General features: G+C 66.5%; 17 protein-coding genes. 10 read left to right on the forward strand and 7 right to left on the reverse strand.

Annotated features, from left to right (window positions below; genetic code table 11):
- The first annotated feature begins 79 nt into the window (after positions 1-79).
- Together AAHS21_RS05230 and AAHS21_RS05235 are read left to right on the forward strand one after the other, a co-directional pair.
- Positions 80-553 (forward strand): DUF5709 domain-containing protein, encoded by a 474-nt coding sequence (locus tag AAHS21_RS05230; protein WP_342926655.1) that lies wholly within the window; start codon positions 80-82, stop codon positions 551-553.
- A gap of 34 nt (positions 554-587) precedes the next feature.
- Positions 588-809: a hypothetical protein gene (locus AAHS21_RS05235; protein WP_342926656.1), complete on the forward strand. Its 222-nt coding sequence runs from the start codon at positions 588-590 to the stop codon at positions 807-809.
- 13 nt (positions 810-822) lie between these two features.
- Here the strand turns inward: AAHS21_RS05235 and AAHS21_RS05240 are convergent, their stop codons facing one another.
- The 3 genes from AAHS21_RS05240 to pruA are packed head-to-tail and all read right to left on the reverse strand — an operon-like array spanning position 823 to position 4138.
- Positions 823-1500: a hypothetical protein gene (locus AAHS21_RS05240; protein ID WP_342926657.1), complete on the reverse strand. Its 678-nt coding sequence runs from the start codon at positions 1498-1500 to the stop codon at positions 823-825.
- Positions 1501-1541: 41 nt separating this feature from the next.
- Positions 1542-2507, reverse strand: coding sequence for a proline dehydrogenase family protein (locus AAHS21_RS05245; protein WP_342926658.1), 966 nt, complete (start codon positions 2505-2507; stop codon positions 1542-1544).
- Positions 2507-4138: an L-glutamate gamma-semialdehyde dehydrogenase gene (gene pruA / locus AAHS21_RS05250; RefSeq protein ID WP_342926659.1), complete on the reverse strand. Its 1632-nt coding sequence runs from the start codon at positions 4136-4138 to the stop codon at positions 2507-2509. Before pruA ends, AAHS21_RS05245 begins: the two co-directional genes overlap by 1 nt.
- An 84-nt stretch (positions 4139-4222) precedes the next feature.
- On the opposite strand from pruA, the gene AAHS21_RS05255 reads away from it, so the two are divergent.
- The 8 genes from AAHS21_RS05255 (at position 4223) to AAHS21_RS05290 (ending at position 13942) form a co-directional block, all read left to right on the forward strand.
- Entirely contained in the window at positions 4223-5833 is a 1611-nt protein-coding gene (locus tag AAHS21_RS05255; RefSeq protein WP_342926660.1) for a helix-turn-helix domain-containing protein, read from the forward strand.
- 163 nt (positions 5834-5996) lie between these two features.
- The gene (locus AAHS21_RS05260; RefSeq protein ID WP_342926661.1) at positions 5997-7469 is read left to right on the forward strand and encodes a DUF222 domain-containing protein; all 1473 of its coding nucleotides are present in this window, start codon (positions 5997-5999) and stop codon (positions 7467-7469) included.
- A gap of 158 nt (positions 7470-7627) precedes the next feature.
- Positions 7628-7996, forward strand: a complete 369-nt coding sequence (locus AAHS21_RS05265; protein WP_342926662.1) for a hypothetical protein — start codon at positions 7628-7630, stop codon at positions 7994-7996.
- Positions 7997-8150: 154 nt separating this feature from the next.
- The gene (locus tag AAHS21_RS05270) at positions 8151-8954 is read left to right on the forward strand and encodes a Stf0 family sulfotransferase (RefSeq protein WP_342926663.1); all 804 of its coding nucleotides are present in this window, start codon (positions 8151-8153) and stop codon (positions 8952-8954) included.
- Positions 8951-9865 (forward strand): sulfate adenylyltransferase subunit CysD, encoded by a 915-nt coding sequence (gene cysD / locus AAHS21_RS05275; RefSeq protein ID WP_342926664.1) that lies wholly within the window; start codon positions 8951-8953, stop codon positions 9863-9865. The genes AAHS21_RS05270 and cysD overlap by 4 nt, the downstream gene beginning before the upstream one ends.
- On the forward strand, positions 9865-11784 hold the full coding sequence (cysC, locus tag AAHS21_RS05280) for an adenylyl-sulfate kinase (protein WP_342926665.1): 1920 nt from the start codon (positions 9865-9867) through the stop codon (positions 11782-11784). Before cysD ends, cysC begins: the two co-directional genes overlap by 1 nt.
- Positions 11785-11930: 146 nt before the next feature.
- Positions 11931-13079 carry a YeiH family protein gene (locus AAHS21_RS05285; protein ID WP_342926666.1) on the forward strand — a complete coding sequence of 383 codons (1149 nt, stop codon included), beginning with the start codon at positions 11931-11933 and terminating at the stop codon, positions 13077-13079.
- 170 nt (positions 13080-13249) lie between these two features.
- On the forward strand, positions 13250-13942 hold the full coding sequence (locus AAHS21_RS05290; protein WP_342926667.1) for a GAP family protein: 693 nt from the start codon (positions 13250-13252) through the stop codon (positions 13940-13942).
- Position 13943: 1 nt separating this feature from the next.
- On the opposite strand, the gene AAHS21_RS05295 is transcribed toward AAHS21_RS05290, so the two are convergent.
- The 4 genes from AAHS21_RS05295 to fdxA form a co-directional block, all read right to left on the reverse strand.
- A complete protein-coding gene (locus AAHS21_RS05295) occupies positions 13944-15200 on the reverse strand; it encodes an alpha/beta hydrolase (RefSeq protein WP_342926668.1) in 1257 nt (418 codons plus the stop codon).
- Positions 15201-15248: 48 nt separating this feature from the next.
- A complete protein-coding gene (locus tag AAHS21_RS05300) occupies positions 15249-17609 on the reverse strand; it encodes an amino acid permease (RefSeq protein ID WP_342926669.1) in 2361 nt (786 codons plus the stop codon).
- A gap of 102 nt (positions 17610-17711) precedes the next feature.
- Entirely contained in the window at positions 17712-18812 is a 1101-nt protein-coding gene (gene dapC / locus AAHS21_RS05305) for a succinyldiaminopimelate transaminase (protein ID WP_342926670.1), read from the reverse strand.
- A 42-nt stretch (positions 18813-18854) separates the two neighbouring features.
- Positions 18855-19181 (reverse strand): ferredoxin, encoded by a 327-nt coding sequence (fdxA, locus tag AAHS21_RS05310; RefSeq protein ID WP_025735298.1) that lies wholly within the window; start codon positions 19179-19181, stop codon positions 18855-18857.
- Between the last annotated feature and the right edge of the window lie 370 nt (positions 19182-19551).

The following is a 19551-nucleotide window of genomic DNA, read 5'->3' on the forward strand; positions in this document are numbered from 1 at the left end:
CACATCATGACCAAGGGTGACCCCTGGATGGCGCAAGCCTGCCGCGGGCGCTCTTATCACGATTCAGGAGTACACGATCATGAGCACTCACTACGAGGCACGCCCTGCCGCAGGCGAATACAGCGCCGAAGACGACAACCAGCTGCAACCGGAAGACAGTCTCATCGACCGCGGTGTAAACGACATTCTCGACGAGGGCTATTCGCCGCCCGAACAGCCATATGGGCCCGGCGCATTTGGCCCGTCCGAAACCATGGACCAGATGCTCGGCGAGGAAGAACCGGATCCCGCGTCGCGACTCAATGTGCTGCTCGATGAGGCCGAACAACAGCGCTCCGACGAATCAGAACGCGAAACCGAATTTGCCCGGCGACGCGAGGTCGGTCGAGTCCGAGCGGGCCGGCTTATCGCGCCCGACCAGGGATCTGGCGAAGACGCCGAGGCAGAATTGGTCGCCGAGGATGTCGGTATCTGTGGCGGCGCCGCCTCTGCCGAAGAAGCCGCGGTTCACATCATCGACGACGAGATCGATGGCATCGAAGACGAGGATTAGCGAATTCGCCAGATTGCGAAGGACTGCTTTCACCATGAAAATGTGGGTCCAACTCGAGGGCCACGACGAAGACGACGAGTATCCGGACGACGCCACCTACGAGGTACTCACCGGTGGCGTCCTAAAGGTCAACAGCGGCAACGACATTCACCTGTACGGTCCAGCCTACTGGCAAGAGGTCACGATCGACACCCGCCCCGCCGCTGCCCATGAAGAGCAGGCCGAACGACTCGACGACGAGCTCAAATGGCAATGATGCGCGTTCGGAGTCAAATCTCGGTATCGGCGGTGGTACCGGTCGATGGTGCGGCAGGGCTGAAGGCGTCTTGGAATAGGTAGGCGCTGGCAAGACTGCGATACGGGCGCCACGGCTCTGCGAGGCGGACCACTTCGCCTTGGCTCGGTAGGTGGTCGAGCCCATAGCACCGCTGGATGGCCTTGCGCAGGGCGAGGTCTCCGGGCAGCACCACGTCGGGGCGCGCGAACGCGATGATCAGAAAGCCGTGCACGGTCCAGGGGCCGATACCGGGGATCGCGGTCAAGCGCGTCTGGATCTCGTCATCGGACAGTCCGCGCAGTTCACTGTCGCTGAGAGTGCCGTCGGCGAACTGGGCGGCAACGGTTCGCAGCGTGCCGATCTTGCGTCGGGACAGCCCGGTCTTGCGGAGCTGGTCGGGGTCGATGGCCAACAGCTCGGCGGGGGTGGGGAGATGTTCGTTGAAGAGGCCCTGGAGGCGATCGAGGATACGGCGGGTGACTGCGACGGACAGCTGTTGGCCGATGACCTGGAAGATCAACGTTGCGAACGCGTCCAAAGGCGGGAGGTCCGCCAGCCACGCGCGGGGGTCGAAGTCGGGGTGCTTGTCGATGATGTTGGCCAGCACGGGATCGGCGTGGCGCAGATGGTTGCGGGCGGGATCGGGCCGCCCGTCGACGACCGGGCTCATGGCCGTGACGCTACGCCTGCGCGGCCCCGGCCTAGGTGAGCTCAGTGGCCGCGTTGCGCCAGCGCCCGCAGGAAGAACGTCAGGTTGGCGGGCCGTTCGGCGAGCCGGCGCATGAAGTAGCCGTACCACTGGGTGCCGAAGGGCACGTAGACCCGAACGTGATGACCGGCGTCGGCCAGTCGTCGCTGTTCGTCGTCGCGGATTCCGTACAGCATCTGGTATTCGAATTCATCGGTGCCACGGCCGGATTCGCGCAGCAGCGCCGGCACCGCCGCGATGATGGCGGGGTCGTGCGAGGCCACCATCGGATACCCCGAGCCGGCCATCAGCACCCGCAAGCAGGCCAGATAGGAGTCGGTGACCTCGTCACGGGCCCGGTAGGCCACCGCCACCGGCTCGTCGTAGGCGCCCTTGCACAGCCGGATCCGGGCCCCGGAAGCGGCGAACTCCCGGCAGTCGCCCAGCGTGCGCTTCAGATACGCCTGCAAAACCGTTCCCAGCCATGGAAATTCGGTTCGCAGCTCCCGCACGATGGACAGCGTCGAATCGGTCGTGGTGTGGTTCTCGGCGTCCACCGTCACCCACACCCCGGCCCGCTGCGCGGCGTCGCAGATCGACCAGGCGTTCTCCCGGGCAACCTTTTCTCCGTCGCGCACCAGCGACTGCCCCAGCGCCGACAACTTGACCGAGACCTCGAGCGGCCGGATTCGCTCACCCGCAGAATCGAGGCGGCCCAACCGCTCGATCAGGTCGAGGTACACCCGGACGGCCGCATCGGCGCCGTCGGCGTTGCAGACGTCCTCGCCCAGATAGTCGATGCTGACCAGGCGGCTCGAAGAGCGCAGCGCAACAACGCTATTCAGCGCGGAATCGATCGTTTCACCGGGTACGAAGCGGTGCACCACCTTACGGGTGACCGGCAGCCCTTCGGCGGCGCGGCGCAGACCCGTACGCCGGCTGGCGGCCATGATGGCCGGCCGCAGCGTGGTGGCGAACACGCCGGCCATCAGTCGGACCCCATGTGCGGGTAGGTGTACTGCGTGGCCGGAACGAATGTCTCCTTGATGGTGCGTGCCGACGTCCAGCGCAGCAGGTTCAGCACCGAGCCGGCCTTGTCGTTGGTCCCCGAGCCACGCGACCCGCCGAACGGCTGGCGCCCGACGACGGCGCCGGTCGGTTTGTCGTTGACGTAGAAGTTACCGGCCGCGAAACGCAGTCGCTCCTGCGCGGTGAGCACCGCCCGACGATCGTCGGCGATCACCGCACCGGTCAGCGCGTAGCGCGACCCGGTGTCGATCACGTCGAGAATGCGTTCGTAGGAATCGTCGGGGTAGACGTGAACGGAAAGCAGCGGGCCGAAATACTCCGTCGAGAACGCCTCGTCGGTCGGGTCGTCGGACAGCAGTACGGTCGGACGCACGAAATAGCCGACGCTGTCATCGTATTCGCCACCGACCGCGATCGTGACACCGGCCGCGCCCTTGGCCCGCTCGATGGCGTTGACGTTCTTGGCAAAGGCTCGCCGGTCGATCAGGGCACCACCGTAGTTGGTCAAGTCGGTGATGTCCCCGTAGCTCAGGCCGGCCGTCGCGCCCAGGAAGTCGTCACCCATCCGTTGCCATACCGAGTGCGGGATGAATGCCCGCGACGCCGCCGAGCACTTCTGGCCCTGGTAGTCGAACGCCCCGCGAATCAGCGCCGTGCACAGCACCTCCGGGTGCGCCGAGGTGTGCGCGACCACGAAGTCCTTACCGCCGGTCTCGCCGACCAGTCGCGGATAACTCTGGTAGCGACCGATATTGGTGCCCACCTGCTGCCACAGATGCTGGAACGTGGCCGTCGACCCGGTGAAGTGAATTCCGGCCAGCCGCGGATCGGCCAGTGCCACATCGGAAACCGCGAAGCCGTCGCCGGTGACCAGGTTGATCACCCCGGGCGGTAGGCCGGCGGCCTCGAGCAGTTGCATGGTCAGATACGCCGACAGCGTCTGGGTGATCGACGGCTTCCACACCACCGTGTTACCCATCAGCGCGGGCGCGGTCGGCAGGTTGCCCGCGATCGAGGTGAAGTTGAACGGCGTGATCGCGTAGACGAATCCGTCCAGCGGCCGGTACTCACTGCGGTTCCATTCCCCCGGCCCGCTGACCGGCTGTTGTGCCAGGATCTGACGGGCGAAAGCCACGTTGAACCGCCAGAAGTCGATCTGCTCGCACGGCGAATCGATCTCGGCCTGGTAGACGGACTTGGACTGGCCGAGCATGGTCGCGGCGGCGATCTTCTCCCGCCACGGGCCCGCCAGCAGGTCGGCGGCCCGCAGGAACACCGCGGCGCGCTCGTCGAAAGGCAGGGCTGCCCAGTCGTGCTTTGCGGCCATCGCCGCCTCGATGGCCGCCGCCGCTTCCGCATGCCCGGCGTTGGTCAGAGTGCCCAGCGTGGCGTCGTGCTGGTGCGGCGCGACGACGTCGATGCGTGCACCGTCGCCCATCTTGTGCAGGCCGCCGATGACGTGCGGGAGTTCGATCGGATGATCGGCCAGCGCGGCCAGTTCAGCATGCAGGCGGGCGCGTTCGGGCGAGTGTGGGGCGTAGTCGTGGACCGGCTCGTTGACCGGCGCCGGCACCTGTGTGATCGCATCCATGTTGCCCAGGATCCTCGGCGCAGCCCGTCATCCTGTTAGCCGATTAGACAACATATCCCGTCACTCGTAGTAAAATCGGACAACATGCGGGTGCCCGGGGTCGGACTGGGCCAGCTGCTGCTGGCGCTGGACGCGACGCTGGTCAGCCTGGTCCCGGACGGTCGGGCCCCGCGTGGCCTGGACCTGCCGGTGAGATCGGCGGCGCTGATCGATTCCGACGACGTCCGGCTGGGCCTGGCGGCGGCAGCGAGCTCCGCCGATGTGTTCTTCCTGCTGGGTGTCGGCGACGACGAGGCGCTGCGCTGGATCGACAAGCAGGCACCGGAGCACGCCCCGGTGGCGATCTTCGCCAAGGAGCCCTCGGCGGCTCTGGTGCACAGGGCCATGGCGGTCGGGTCCGCGGTCGTGGCCGTCGAGCCGCAGGCCCGCTGGGAGCGGCTCTACCAACTGGTCAACCACGTCCTGGAACACCACGGCGACCGCACCGATCCGACCGAAGACTCCGGCACCGATCTGTTCGGCTTGGCGCAGTCGCTCGCCGATCGCATCCACGGGATGGTCAGCATCGAAAACGCGCAGTCGCAGGTGCTCGCCTACTCGGCCTCCAACGACGAGGCCGACGAGCTGCGCCGGCTTTCCATCCTGGGCCGGGCCGGACCGCCCGAGCACCTGGAGTGGATCGGCCAGTGGGGAATCTTCGACGCGCTGCGGGCCGGCGGCGAGGTGGTTCGCGTTGACGAGCGCCCGGAATTGGGTCTGCGTCCGCGGTTGGCGATCGGGATCTACCAGCCGCCGGCCGGGCCGCGGCGTCCGCCGGTGTTCGCCGGCACCATCTGGGTGCAACAGGGGTCGATACCCTTGGCCGACGACGCCGAGGAGATCCTGCGCGGCGCGGCAGTGTTGGCCGCTCGCATCATGTTTCGTCTAGCAGCCCGGCCGTCAACACATGCGCGACGGGTCCAACAGTTGCTCGGCCTGACCGACGCCGATCCGGCCGACGTGGCGGCGATCGCCCGTGAGCTGGGCCTGACCGCCGACGGCACCGCGGCGCTGATCGGTTGGGACGCAACCGACACCGGATCCCGTCACGCACGACTGGCCGACGTTTTAGCATTGAGCGCCAGCGCTTTTCGGCGCGACGCTCAGATCGCCTCGCAAGGATCGCGAATGTATGTACTGCTGCCCGCGACCTCGACATCCCGATCGGTGACGTCGTGGGTCCGCGGCACGATCAGCGCGTTGCGCGCCGAGCTCGGTGTCGAGCTGCGGGCCGCCATCGCCGCGCCGGTCGCCGGCCTGGCCGGGGTCGCCGCGGCACGCAGCGAGGTCGATCGAGTGCTCGATAGTGCTGAGCGACACCCGGTTTCGATTGGTCAGGTGACGTCGCTGGCCGAGGCGCGCACCACCGTCCTGCTCGACGAGATCGTCACGACGATCGGAACCGACGAGCGGTTGGTCGATCCGCGGATACGCGACCTGCGGGCGCGGGATCCCATGCTGGCCGAGACGCTGCGGGTCTACCTGGACAGCTTCGGCGACATCGCCACGGCCGCATACTGGTTGCAGGTGCATCCCAACACGGTGCGCTATCGGGTGCGCCGGATCGAAAAGCTGTTGGCGACGTCGCTGGGCGATCCCGAAGTGCGGCTACTCTTTTCGCTGGGTCTGCGGGTGCTGGAGCGCTCGAGCGTCTAGTGGCTGGCGGCGGGCGGCGTTAGGCGGCGTGGCGGCTGGCGGCTGGCGGCTGGCGGCGTTATCCGGCGTGGCGGCGGGCGGCGTTATCCACAGTCCGGTGTCTTTCCACAGGCGTGACCCTGCCAAGAAGTGTGAGTCAGTAGAAGCCGCTATATTCGAAATTATGTTCGATAGCGATCGCGCGGTGGTGGCCAGCATCACCGAATGCGCCCGGGCCGAAGCGGCGGCCGCGGCGCGCAAACTGCAGGCTATCGCCGAATTGGTGCGCCGGCGTGCCGATGGTCCCGTGGATCGCGGCAGCTGGTCGTGCGACAACTGGGATGCGATAGCCGCGGAAGTTGCTGCTGCGCAAGGGATTAGCCATGGTACGGCATCCGGGCAAATGTATCTCGCCGTCGCGTTGCGAGACCGACTGCCCCGGGTGGCGGCCCTGTTCGCCGAAGGCGTCCTCAGCGCACGGTTGGCCACGGCGTTGGTTTGGCGTACCGACTTGATCACCGACCCGCGAACTCTGCGAATTGTCGACGAAGCACTCGCCAGTGCGGCCGCGCGGCTCGGGCCACTCTCGGCCGCCAAGAGCAGCCAGGCGATCGACGCGATCGTCGACCGCCACGATCCCGCGGCGGTGCGCCGCACCCGGGCCGCCGCCCGCGGGCGTGATGTGGTGATCAGCCCCGGCGACAGTAACTCCGGCACCGCGGCACTGTGGGGCTCCTTGTTCGCAACCGACGCAGCCGTGTTGGACCGGCGGTTGACTCAGATGGCACACCAGGTGTGCGACAGTGACCCCCGCACGCTCGCGCAACGTCGCGCCGATGCGCTGGGCGCGCTGGCCGCCGGTTCCGATCTACTGGCGTGCACATGCGGAGCGCTCGAATGTCCAGCTGCCCTGGACACCGACCCACGCGCCCGCGCGGTGATGATTCATGTCATCGCCGAGGAAGCCGCCCTCGGCGCCCGGCCGGATCCGTGCATCTCCGGCGAACTCCCAAGCCGCCCGCTCACCGCGGATACACCGTTGCACGTCGCACTGGCCCCCGACCCCGAACCACCCGCGCCGGGTTGGACACCCGCCGCCCATATCCGCGGCGGCGGTATGGTCCCGGCGCCGCTGATGGCGCAACTCATCGGCAACGGCGCCGAGGTGCGGCCTGTGGTCCACCCCGCCGAGGCCTGTCCCGAGGTGGGCTACCACCCATCGGCGGGGTTGGACCGTTTCGTCCGGTGCCGGGATTTGACCTGCCGCTTCCCCGGCTGCGATCGTCCCGCGGAATATTGCGATCTGGACCATACGGTCCCCTACCCGCTAGGGCCGACGCATGCGTCGAACCTCAAGTGTCTGTGCCGAAAACACCACCTGTTGAAGACTTTCTGGACCAGCTGGCATGACGAGCAACAGCCCGATGGAACAGTCGTATGGACGACACCGAGCGGACAGACGTACGTCACTCGCCCGGGCAGCCGCCTGCTGTTTCCCGCACTGTGTCTGCCCACCGGGGAGTTGCCCACCGCTCCAAGCAGTGACCATCCGCCGGGCGCTCGTGGTGTCCTCATGCCGAAGCGTCGCCGAACCCGAGTACAAGACCGCGCGTATCGCATCAAGGCCGAACGCGCGCTGAATGTCGCACCGAGATAACCCTCGGAAACGAAGTGCGCCCGCATCTTTCGCGGCGACCGCAGCACGCGCCGGCAACGGGGCTTGACCTGCGCTTTCCGAAATGCGAGGGTCCAACCAGCGATAACGAAACGCCGAGCACGGGAGGTTAGATGCGCGATCAGGGTGCTCGAGGCCGGATGACGAAATTGTCTGTGGCCCTGGCAGTTATTGCCATCGCTTCGCCGGGAGTGCCGGCCAACGCAATGCCCGGTGCGCGGGTCGTGCCCGACAAGTTCCGCTCCGATCTGCCCACTGGTCCTGACGATCCCCGATGCCTGCAGTATCCCGGGTTCGCCGCGTGTCAGGGCGGCCCGTACTGGGTGGGGCCACCGACACCGTCCCCACCACCGGGACCGCCCACGGGTCCGCTCGATTCCCAATGCACCTTGTATCCCGCCGACGCGGCGTGTGTGGGAAGCCCGTTCCTGCCGCCGTCCCCGCCGATCGCACCCCCACCGCGGGTGGAACCGATCGCCCCGCCGCCGGAAATTCCGGGACACATCTAGGTCCGGCGATCCAGCCGCCGTCGACGCGATCGCGCCAGAACGGGTGCTCATCAGCAAACTTGACGAGAGTCAAGGGATTTCGCTGCTGAATTATGCTCAGCGTGAACGTAAATCTGCGTGTTGCAGGAGATTTGCATCCGGATAGGCTTTGCTGGTGGCACACAATCCGTCGTCCTATTTGGTGCTGGCCTCCCAGCGCAGTGGCAGCACGCTACTCGTCGAATCGCTGCGGGCGACCGGCGTGGCCGGCGAGCCCCAGGAGTTCTTCCAGTACCTGCCGAAGACCAGCCAGGCGCCCCAACCGCGGGAGTGGTTCGCCGGCGTCGACGACGAGTCGATCCTGCGCCTGCTAGATCCGCTCGACGAGGGGAAGCCGGACCTCGCGCCCCCGGAAATCTGGCGCGACTACATCCGCACCGTCGGCAGGACGCCGAACGGCGTGTGGGGCGGCAAGCTGATGTGGAACCAGACGCCGCTGCTGCTGGAGCGTGCCGATGGCCTGCCCAATCGGTCGGGCGACGGACTGCTCGCGGCGATCCGCGATGTCGTCGGCGAGGACCCGCTGCTGGTCTATGTCTATCGGCCCGATGTGGTGTCGCAGGCGGTGTCGTTCTGGCGTGCCGTGCAGACCCGGGTCTGGCGCGGCCGGCCCGACCCGGTCCGCGATGCGCGCGCCACCTACCACGCCGGAGCCATCGCGCACGTCATCACGATGCTGCGGGCCCAGGAGCAGGGTTGGCGCAACTGGTTCGCCGAAGAAGACGTCAAGCCCTTGGAGATCCCGTATCCGGTGTTGTGGCGCAATCTGACTCAAGTCGTAGGCAACATTCTCGCAGAGTTGGGCCTGGATCCCAACCTGGCGCCCGAGCCGGTGCTGGAGCGTCAAGCCGACAAACGCTCCGACGAATGGGTAGATCGTTACCGGGTCGACGCCGAACGAGAGGGGCTACCGACATGACCACCAGTACCGACACCCGCGTCGACGAATTGCGACTGCTGGAAGCAGAAGCGGTACACATCATCCGTGAGGTCGTCGCGGAGCTGGAGCGGCCCGTGCTGCTGTTCTCGGCCGGCAAGGACTCGATCGTGCTGCTTCGTTTGGCGGAGAAGGCTTTTCGTCCGCTCCCGCTGCCATTTCCGGTACTGCACGTCGACACCGGACACAATTTCCCCGAGGTCATCGAATTCCGGGACCGCAGGGTCACCGGCCAAGGACACAAGCTGATCGTCGCGTCGGTGCAGGAGTCCATCGACAACGGCCGGGTCCCCGACCCCGGCCCCGGCGCCTCGCGCAACCGGGCTCAGACACGCACGCTGCTCGACGCGCTGGAGGCCGGTGAGTTCGACGCGGCCTTCGGCGGTGCGCGCCGCGATGAGGAGCGCGCCCGCGCCAAGGAACGGATCCTGAGCTTCCGCGACGAGTTCGGCCAGTGGGATCCCCGCGCACAGCGACCGGAGCCCTGGTCGTTGTACAACGGCCGGATCAAAAAGGGTGAGCAAGTGCGGGTGTTCCCGCTGAGCAACTGGACCGAGATCGACGTCTGGCGCTACATCGAGCTGGAAGACCTTGAGATACCGTCGATTTACTACGCGCACAAACGCGAGGTGTTCGAGCGCGACGGCATCTTGCTGGCGGTCTCGGAATACACCAGTCCGCAAAACGGCGAAACCGCGGCGACGGAATGGGTGCGCTATCGCACCGTCGGGGACCTGACCATCACCGGGGCGGTGCGCTCGCGGGCGACCGACATCGCCCGGGTGATCACCGAGATCTCGGCCGCGACAGTGTCCGAGCGCGGCGAGACGCGAGCCGACGACCGCACGTCGGCCGCCGCGATGGAAGACCGCAAGCGAGAGGGTTACTTCTGATGACGGCTATCGAGAACGCCGCAAAGTCTCTGCCGCACAAGGGCATCACGCGTCAGTTGCTGCGCATCGCCACCGCGGGTTCGGTCGACGACGGCAAGAGCACGCTGATCGGGCGGCTACTGCACGACACCGACAGCCTGCCGCTGGACCACCTGGAGGCGGTGACGGACGAGGAGGGCATCGCCGACCTCGCCGCGCTGTCTGACGGTCTGCGCGCCGAACGCGAGCAGGGCATCACGATCGACGTCGCCTACCGGTTCTTCTCCACCGCCACCCGCAGCTACATCCTGGCCGACACTCCGGGCCACGAGCGCTACACCCGCAACATGTTCACCGGCGCCTCCAACGCCCACGTGGCCATCCTGCTGGTCGACGCCCGGGCCGGGGTGCTGCGCCAGACCCGCAGGCACGCTCGGATCGCAAAGCTGTTGGGCATCAAGCACTTTGTTGCTGCCGTCAACAAGATCGACCTGATCGACTTCGACGAGGCCGGGTTCGCCAAGGTGGCAGACGAGCTGCGGCAGCTGGCGGCACGCCTGGGCGAGGTGGACATCACGGTCATTCCGATCGCGGCCAAGCACGGCGACAACGTCGTCCACCGTTCCGAGAACACACCCTGGTACAGCGGCCCCACCCTGCTGGAGTACCTGGAGGGAATCGAACTGGCCGCACCGAACGCCGAGCCGTCGCGGCTGCGCCTGCCCGTGCAATGGGTTTCGCGACCCACCGCGGACGTGCGGCGCCGCTACACGGGACGACTGGCGGCGGGAACACTGTCCGTCGGCGACCCGGTGATCTCGCTACCCGCCGGCACCCGCTCGACGGTCACCGCGCTGGACACCCTCGACGAGGATCGCACCACAGGCGTTGCGCCGCTGTCGGTTTCGATCGAACTGGCCGACGACATCGACGTGGGCCGCGGCGATGTCCTGGTCAGCGGAGCCGAAGACGCGCAGCTGCCGGTGCAGGCCCGGGAACTGGACGCGACCGTGTGCTGGTTCGTCGACACTCCGCTGCGAGCCGGCGACCGGCTGGCCCTCAAGCAGACCGCCAAGACCGTGCGGGCCACCGTGCAGGAACTGCACTCGCGGCTGGATCCCGAGACACTCGACGAGCTCGACCAGCCAGTTGAGCTGACGCTCAACGACATCGGCACCGTGACCCTGCGAACCAGCTCGGTCGTCATCGCCGACAGCTACACCGACAATCGCGACAGCGGCGCGTTTATCCTGATCGACGAGACCACGAATGACACCGTCGGCGCGGGCACCATCATCGAGGCGCGGGAAGTCAAGCCAGGCACCCATCCACGCACCGACATTCGCTGGCATCCCTCGGCGCTGGACCGTGGCCACCGGTGGCACGCCACCGGCCAGGCCGGGGCGACGATCTGGTTCACCGGTCTACCCGCCTCCGGCAAGTCCACCGTCGCGGTTGCCGTCGAGCGCGCGCTCGTCGAATCCGGGCGGGTGGCCTATCTGCTCGACGGCGACAACCTGCGGCACGGACTCTCCGACGATTTGGGCTTCTCCCCCGGCGATCGCACCGAAAACATCAGGCGGGTTGGGCATTTGACTCGGTTGCTGGCCGACGCGGGCGTAGTCGCACTGGCCTCGCTGGTGTCACCGCTGAAGTCGGACCGGGAGACCGCACGCGCTCTCAACGACGCCGCCAAGCTGCCGTTCATCGAGGTGCACGTCGCCACCTCATTGGCCGAATGCGAAAGACGGGACCCCAAAGGTCTTTACGCGCGGGCCCGCAAGGGCGAGCTCAAGGGATTGACCGGTGTCGACGCGCCCTATGAACCGCCGGAGAATCCCGACCTGGTGCTCGACACGTCTGGCGCCGACATCGACGAGCTCGCCGCCCGGGTCATCGCGTTGCTCGACGAACGCAGCCCGCAGCGGCCCGCCACCTAGATTCAGCGCGAGCCAATCACTTGGTCCGCGACGCCGGGCCCGGCAATATGCGTGCGTGAGTGATTGGCGCGAGCGGGTCGGCTCGATATCGGTGGACTGGTGGGCGACGCTGATCGCCGGTGTGATCGTGGCGTTGGCGGTGGCCAATGCGCTTCCGAAGATTCCGTGGTGATCGCGTGAGCACCACTGGGGTCGAACCGGATGAAACGCTGGACGAACCAACGTTTACCAGCAGGCAGCCGCTGGACTACGCGCCGGGGGTCTTGCTGCTCATCGGCGTGGGCTTGCTGGGCAAATACGCACAGATCTGGTGGAACACGCTGGCCAAACACGAACACTGGCGGGTGCCCGACATCGAATACGTGTTGTGGGCCATCGTGATTGGGCTGCTGATCACCAACACCGTCGGCCTGCACCGGATATTTCGTCCGGGCGTGCAGACCTACGAGTTCTGGCTCAAGGTCGGGATCGTGGTGCTCGGGGCGCGCTTCGTGCTCGGCGACATCGCCAAGCTCGGCGCGATCAGCCTGGTCCAGATTCTGGTGGACATGACGATCGCGGGAACCATCATCATCGTCGTGGCGCGCGCCTTCGGACTGTCGGGCAAGCTGGGTTCGCTGCTGGCGATCGGCACATCGATCTGCGGGGTGTCGGCGATCATCGCGGCCAAGGGCGCGATCCGTGCGCGCAACTCCGACGTCAGCTACGCCATCGCGGCGATCCTGGCGCTGGGCGCGGTGTCGCTGTTCGTGTTGCCGCCGCTGGGACACGCGATCGGGCTTACCGACCACGAATTCGGCCTGTGGGCAGGTCTTTCCGTAGACAACACCGCCGAAACCACCGCCACCGGCTACCTGTTCTCCGACCACGCCGGAAAGATCGCGGTGCTGGTGAAGTCGACCCGCAACGCGCTGATCGGGTTTGTCGTCCTCGGTTTCGCCCTGTACTGGGCCGCGCGCGGACAGGCCGACGAGATCGCCCCCGGCGCGTCAGCCAAGGCCGCATTCATCTGGCAGAAGTTCCCGAAATTCGTGCTGGGCTTCCTGGCGGTCTCGGCGATCGCGACGGCCGGCTGGCTGACGAAGGGGCAAACGGCCAACCTGGCGAACGTGTCGAAGTGGGCGTTTCTGCTGACCTTCGCCGGTGTCGGGCTCAACACTGATTTCCGTCAAATCGCGCGCACCGGATGGCGTCCGCTGCTGGTGGCTGTGATAGGACTCACAGTCGTCGCGACGGTCTCGCTGGGCATCGTGCTGCTGACGTCGCGCGTATTGCATTGGGGCGTAAGCACCTAGCGACGGCACATAACGAGAGCATCTGGCGAGGCGCAACACGCCGGTCTGCAGGCCAGCCGGTAACGTAATGATCATGCAGCACTCGTCCGTCGTTGCTCTGCTACGCGAACGCGCTGGTCTACCGGATTCTCTTCCCACCACGTTGGACGCCCAGGCAGCCGAATCCTGACATGTGGATCACCCTGCTGGTCATGGCCTTCGCGATGAGCGTCGAGCCGTTCCGGATCGGCATGACGGTGCTGATGCTGAATCGACCCAGGCCGATGCTGCAGCTTTTCGCTTTTCTGTGCGGGGGCTTCGCGATGGGCATGACCGTCGGCCTGTCCGTGGTGTTCGGACTTCAGCGCAGACTGCTGAATTCACCGCAGGTGAGTTTGCCGAAACTTCAGATTCTGATTGGCGGTTCGGCACTGCTTGTTGCCGTCGTGCTGGGCGGTCAGGTCCTGCTGCGGGAGAAGGTCGGCCGCTTCAAACGCCCGGCCGTGGCCGAGACGAACCTGCACGAGCATCACGGTTTGGGGCGGTTTTCCCGGCGGCTACTGCACGGGCGTTCGCTGTGGGTGGCCGGGGTGGCCGGCCTGGGAATCGCGTTGCCATCCGTGGACTATCTCGCCGCGCTGGCCGCCATCGTGGCCTCCGGCACCGCGGCCATGACGCAATTCAGTGCGCTGCTGATGTTCCATGTCGTGGCGTTCGCGCTCGTGGAGATCCCGCTGCTGGCCTATCTGATTGCGCCGGATCAGACGCGCGCCTGGATGGTGTCGCTGCAAATCTGGATCCGCTCACGCCGGCGCGTCGAGGTTGCCAGTCTGCTGGCCGCGGCCGGGTGTGTGCTGGTCTTCATCGGCATGCGAAGCCTATGAGCTAATCGCCGGTCGCCGCCGCACTTTCGCGGCGCACATACATCTCGGCGAGAAACTGTTCGACCGCCACCGCGGCGTGCGCCGCGCGGGCCGAACCGAAAATATCGAACGCGTGCTGCGCCCAAGGCAATTCGGCGTAAACCACCGGCTGGTTGCTGACCTCGCCGAGACGCGCGACGAAGCTGCGCGCCTGTTCGACCGGAACCAGCGAGTCGTTGGTGCCGTGCAGCACGAAAAACGGCGGGGCGTCTGGGCGAACATGAGCGATCGGCGACGCCGCGCGAAAAGGCTCGGCGATGTCGCCGCGGCTGACCTTGAAAACGTTCTTGGCCACCATCGCCGCCATCATCGGATGTATCGCGGGACCGGTCGCGTTGAAGTCGTAGACGCCGTAAAACGGCACCGCCACGTCCACTCGGGTGTCGGCGTCTTCAAAGCCCGGCTGAAACCGCGGATCGTTGGGGGTCAGCGCGGCCAGCGAGGTCAGGTGCCCGCCGGCCGAACCCCCGGTGATCGCGATCCAGTCCGGGTCGCCGCCGTAGGAGGCGATGTGCTCCTTGGTCCATGCGATCGCGCGCTTGACGTCGACGATGTGATCCGGCCAGGTGGAGCGTGGACTGAGCCGGTAGTTGATCGCCACGCAGATCCAGCCCAATTCGGCCAGATGACTCATCAGCGGATGTGCTTGTCCGCGTTTGTTTCCCACCATCCAGGCACCGCCGGGAATCTGCAGCAACACCGGGGCCCGCCCGTTGCGGTCGAGGTCGGGCCGGCGCCAGATGTCGAGATGGTTGCGGGAGCCGGCCTCCCCATAGCTGATGTCACCGTCGTGCGCATAGTCACGGTAGATCCGCAGCATGCGTGCCGGGCCGGGCCGCTTGGCGGTCGCACCGCCGGGCGCCGGGCGTTTCCACAGATCGCCCGACTCGGTTCGGCGCTCGGTTCCCAGTCCGGCGTCCAGCGCGGCCGCCAGCGGCTCGTCGGCTTTGTGCCCGAAGTGACGCAACACCAGCAGGCCCACCGCCGACACCCCCGACACCAGCCAGCTGATGCGCCGGGCCCGCGGGGAAAGCCGGTGTGACAGCGCTGCCAGCGTGGTGAATTGGACCGCGAGCATCTGCAGCGGCAACTCGGAGGCGAACACGCCATAGGCGAATGCGAATACCGAGCCGTATCCGCCCTTACTCAACGGCCGATAACCGTTGGCGGTGAAGACGAGGCTCACCAGGGCCGCCAATACGGCGCGCAGTCGCTTCACTGCTGTCCTTTCCGTGCAACGCGGGCTATGCCGTCACCACGTTAATGCTCAGGTTGTGCTGGGTCGTGAGGCCCCGGGCCGGCCAGCCTGCGCCGGGTCTTCGACGATGTGGTACATCGGATCGACCATCGACATCGGCCGATTGCCGCTCTGCTTGGGCTTGCCGGTTATGCGCAACAGCTGGCCGGGCTGGATGTCGGCTCCCCCGTGTCCAGACGGGAACACCACGGTGATCTCGCCGCTGTGGTCGCCGACCACGATCGACCGGATGGTACGCCGACCCTTGCTGGTGTCCTCGACCTCGCTGACCCGTCCTTCGAAGGTGGCGCGGCGACCCGGGATCAGGCTCGCCACGGTGATCACCGAACGCGACGAATCGGGATGTTCGTAGGCGTCGACGTTCTCGTCCTCACCGCGGGTCACCCACTCGCCGAACTTTTCGAATTCGCGCGCGATCCGCTGCTCGAATCGTTCCGGATATGCCTCCTCGATCCGCGACTGGACATCGTAGGGAACGATGGTCGCCGCGGCGTCGGGGATCATGCTGACCGCCCGGGCGATCTTGTCCGCGGTGCGATCGTGCAGCAGCCGGCCCACCAACGGGTTATAGGTGCGTCGCGGCAGCAGCGCGGTCACGTTGGTATTCGGTTGCTCGTCACGCGCCTTCGCGATGAACAGTTGTGCGGCGCGGATGACCCGCCGATCCGGACAATCCACGACGCGCAGCCGGGTGTCGAGTTCGAAGTGATCCCAACGCTTCCGTATCTGGGCGGCATAGGCGGCGTCGACGACGATGTGCACCGCGATCATCTCGTCGGCGCGTAATCCCTTGCCGTAGCGCAGCGCTTCGATCACCGCGAGGTCGACCGAATTCACGAAAACGAACACCTTGTGCCGCGCGTACTTGACCAAATCGGGCCGGTCGGTGCGGAACATCTCGAGAATCGCGGCCTCCGCACGATATTCCTGATTCAGCCGCATCAGGACGAACACCAGCAGGGGGAACACGATGACGACCAGCCACGCGCCCTCGGTGAACTTCGCCACCGCGAAGATCGCGACCACGACCGTCGAGAGGATTCCCGCGGAAAGGTTGATAATCAACCGGGTTCGCCAACCCGGCTCGCGGTGCGTCAGATGGTGCTTGGTCATGCCGTAGCCGGCCATCGAAAATCCGGTGAACACACCGATCGCGTAGAACGGCACCAACGCATTGACCGAACCGCCGGTCACCACCAGCAACACCACCGACAGTGCGGTCAGCGCGATGATGCCATTCGAAAACACCAGGCGGTGACCGCGTTTCATCAGCTGCCGGGGCAGGAAGCGATCCTCGGCGACGAAACTGGCCAGCGCCGGAAAGCCGTTGAAACTGGTGTTCGCACCGGTGAACAGAATCGCGGCCGTCGCCGTCTGAACCAGGATGTAAAAGACGTTGCCGAGGACCCCGCCGCCGAACACGGCACGGGCGATCTGCGACAGCACCGACGGGTATTCACTCTCGTACGGCGTCGCATGCGTGGCGAACGCGAGATAGGCGACACCGGCCAGCAAGAACCCCAACACGGTCGCCATCGTGGTGAGCACCCGACGTGCGTTGCGTCCCTGGGGCTTTCGAAAAAGGTCGACGGTGTTGGAGATGGCCTCGACACCGGTCAGCGAAGAACCCCCGTTGGCGAAGGAGCGCAGCAGGGTCAGGATCGTCGCGCCCATCACCAACCCGTCGGCCTTGTGCACCGGCACCGTTCCGGGCATCTGCGCGGGGTCATAGACCGGCAGATCGCCCAGCAGCACCCGGGTGACACCGACCACGATCGTCAGACCGACCATGATGATGAAAAAGTAGGTGGCGAACGCGAACTGCCATCCGGCTTCCTTCAATCCGCGCAGGTTCAGGAAGCAGATGAGCAGCACCACGCCGACGGTGATCTGCAGGCTGTGCGGCCCCAGCGCGGGAACGGCCGACACCACCGCCACCGTTCCGGCCGCGGACTGCACCGCGACCGTCACGACGTAGTCGATCAGCAGCGCTGCGGCGGCGACCTGAGCCACCCGCGGCCCGAAGTTCTCCCGCGCCACGATGTAGGAGCCGCCCGCGCGCGTGTAGGCCATCACGACCTGCCGATAGGACGCGGTCACCAACACCAGGATCAACAGGATGACGCCGGTGATGGGAAGCAACAAGGCGAACGCGGCGAGGCCGGCCGCAGGCAGCAGTTCGATCAGGATCTGCTCGGGACCATAGGCGGTCGACGAGATCGCGTCGGGTGAAAGTGCGCCCAGCGCAACCGGATTCGACAGTTTTTCACCTGCCAGCTCCTCGGTGATCAGGGGCTTTCCGAGAAAGAGGCGCTTGGCGACGTCCTGGACCGACAGCGGGAGGCGCAGCTTGCTAGCCGAAGTTGTCACGACAAACAGTCCTTACCCGAGATCCAGCGGTTGGCCAATGCCCTCGATGCATTCTGCCGGTTCGCCGGACCGGCGGCAGACGGACGCGAAGATTTCTGCCGATCAGCGCGCGGCCGATGTGGTCAGCCGCGCGACCGCGGCTTCGATGCGCTCGTCGGTGGCGGTCAGCGCGACCCGCACATGCCGCCCGCCGCTCGGGCCGTAGAACTCGCCGGGCGCCACCAGGATGCCGCGGCCGGCCAACCACCCCACGCTGTCGCGAGAGGGCTCATCGCGGGTTGCCCACAGATACAGCCCGGCTTCGGAATCGTCGATCGCGAACCCGGCCGCGCGCAGCGCCGGTGCGAGAGCGCCGCGGCGGCGGGCGTAGCACTCGCGCTGCACCTTCTCGTGGTCGTCGTCGTCCAGTGCGGCCACCATCGCGGCCTGCACCGGCGTCGGCACGATCATTCCGGCGTGCTTGCGCACCGCCAACAGCTCGGCGACCAGGCCGGGATCGCCCGCGACAAAGCCGGCCCGGTACCCGGCCAGCGACGAGCTCTTGGAGAGCGAATGCACGGCCAACAGTCCGGTGTGGTCGCCGTCGCACACCGCGGGATGCAACACCGACAGCGGCTCGGCTTCCCAGCCGAGGCCCAGGTAGCACTCGTCGGAGGCCACCACGACCCGGCGTTCCCGCGCCCACCCGACGACCTTGCGCAGATGATCGAGGCCCAGCACCCGTCCGGTCGGGTTGCTCGGCGAATTCAGATAGATCAGCGCCGGCGACAGCGGGCCCAGTTGGGTCAACGAATCCGCGCGCAGCACCTGCGCTCCGGCCAGCCGGGCGCCGACGTCATAGGTCGGGTAGGCCAGCTCGGGAACCACGACCACGTCGGCGGGGCCCAGCCCGAGCAGCGTTGGCAGCCAGGCGATGAGTTCCTTGGTGCCGATCACGGGCAACACCGCGTTCTCGGCGAGCCCGGTGACGCCGAAGCGGCGGCCCAGGGCCGTGACCACGGATTCCCGCAGCTGCGCAGTGCCGGCGGTGGCGGGATATCCGGGCGAAGCGCTGGCGGCTGCCAGCGCTTCCTGGATTACCGGCGCGACCGGGTCCACCGGGGTTCCGATGGACAGGTCGACGACCCCGTCGGGGTGAGCCCCGGCCAGCGCTTTCGCGTCTGCCAGGGTGTCCCACGGAAACTCCGGCAGGGACGCCGACAAGGCAGGTCGGCCCCCCCTGGGCTCCTGCGCCACTGCGCCCCCTTAGTCTCCTTCGCCCTGCGGCGGCAGATCTTTGACCGCTTGCGGGTCATTCTCGGTCATCCCGACCTTGGCTGCGCCCCCGGGCGACCCCAGCTCGACAAAGAAGTCGGCGTTGATCTGGGTGTACTGGCTCCACTGCTCGGGCACGTCGTCTTCGTAATAGATCGCTTCAACAGGACAAACCGGCTCGCAGGCTCCACAGTCGACGCATTCGTCGGGATGGATGAAGAGCATCCGCGCGCCCTCGTAGATGCAGTCGACGGGGCATTCTTCGATGCACGCCTTGTCTTTGATGTCGACGCAGGGTTGGGCGATCGTGTACGTCACGGATGTCTCCTCAACGTTTTCTCTCTTGACGGCTCAGTGTGGGCTGCTGTTAGCCTCGCTGCGGCGCTTGCCGGCCGCGTAAGCAAAGCTTTCGGTTACTGATACTAGACGTTGCACATACACGTCAACCACTGGGCACGCTACGGCGATTGCCAGGTTTCATACGGTCAGTCTCGCAGGCGTGCAGGTCGCCGCACGGACCATTCGAACGTGTCGACGCGATCGCCAGCCGGCGTTTGGCCAGACGATTTCCCTCGTGTGACGAACGTCACCCCGACGTTGGTCTGCCGATGGTTACATTCCGGGCGGGCCCAGCGAATAACCGTGAAACGAAAGAACGTCCGCAACGGCTGGTAGCCTCGTCCGAGAC

The sequence above is a fragment of the Mycobacterium sp. 050272 genome, from assembly GCF_039023525.1.
Taxonomy (GTDB): domain Bacteria; phylum Actinomycetota; class Actinomycetes; order Mycobacteriales; family Mycobacteriaceae; genus Mycobacterium.